Genomic DNA, 1041 nt, shown 5'->3' on the forward strand with positions numbered 1-1041 from the left:
GCGGGCATAGTCGGCGCGGAACATCGCGAGCGAGGCGCGCGCCACCGCCTCCCAATCGACGAGCAAGCGGCGATGATCTGGATCTGTAAATATTAGATGGAGCGTGTTGCGCTCACCGCCCTCGAGCCGCCCATACGGGCCATACACCACCTCGGCTGCCCTGTTCCACGCCAGCACGTCCCACCGCCGGCCGAGCACGTAAGCGGGCTGCCCCGTCAGGCTGTCCAACATCCGGCGGAGCGGCTCATTGATCCGCTCTACTCCCGTTGAGCGTTGATCTGGCAACGGCCGGTCGTGGAGGACAAAGAGGTGGCGCCGTTCGGTAGGATCGAGCTGCAGGGCGCCCGAGAGCGCCGATAGGACCTCGTTGGACGGCCTCACATCCCGCCCTTGCTCGAGCCAGGTGTACCAAGTTGTTCCGACGCCGGCGAGCATCGCGACCTCCTCGCGGCGCAAGCCGGGGGTGCGCCGCCGGAAGCCATCGGAGAGGCCTACATCGGACGGGACGAGTCGCTCACGGCGCGACCGCAGGAACTCCCCGGCTTCACGTCGGCGGGCGTCAGCATCGATCGTCGGAGCATCGCTCATGAAGGTCAGGATAGCATAATCAATACTAGGATCAGTTGGAAACTGTTTGCTCCCTTTCGTTCGAGCCATGCTCCCTCGAGCGGCGTAAACGAGACCCGACAGCCTTGTGCGGCCGCTCAATACATTGGAGCATATCATGTCATCTCAGCACACTGTCATCGTCGGAGGCTCATCGGGGATCGGTCTCGCGACCGCGCGTCATCTCCTCGCATCCGGCGCCCGGGTCACCATTACGGGCCGTAACGAAAACCGACTTGCCGAGGCGGGACGCCAGCTAGGAGGGCAAGCGCAGACCTTGCCTATGGACGCAGCTGCGGCTGACGCGCTTCCAGCCCAATTCGCGCAAATCGGCAGGTTTGACCACTTTGTATTGGCCCTCGGAAGCGGCCAGGGCGTAGGGCCTTTCGCGACCGTCAGTCTTGCCAGCGTTCGACTTGGCTTCGAGGAGAAGGT

2 protein-coding genes are annotated in these 1041 nt (G+C 63.8%); one reads left to right on the plus strand and one right to left on the minus strand.

Going from position 1 to position 1041, the window contains the following annotated elements:
- On the minus strand, nt 1-588 hold a 588-nt coding region (locus GSQ92_RS27415; RefSeq protein ID WP_159014709.1), incomplete at its 3' end, for a helix-turn-helix transcriptional regulator.
- A gap of 136 nt (nt 589-724) precedes the next feature.
- Between GSQ92_RS27415 and GSQ92_RS27420 the strand changes: the two genes are divergently transcribed.
- A partial coding sequence (locus tag GSQ92_RS27420; protein WP_159014710.1) for an SDR family NAD(P)-dependent oxidoreductase occupies nt 725-1041 on the plus strand: 317 nt, incomplete at its 3' end.

The sequence above is a fragment of the Acidisoma sp. S159 genome (assembly GCF_009766125.1).
In the GTDB taxonomy this organism is placed as follows: domain Bacteria; phylum Pseudomonadota; class Alphaproteobacteria; order Acetobacterales; family Acetobacteraceae; genus Acidisoma.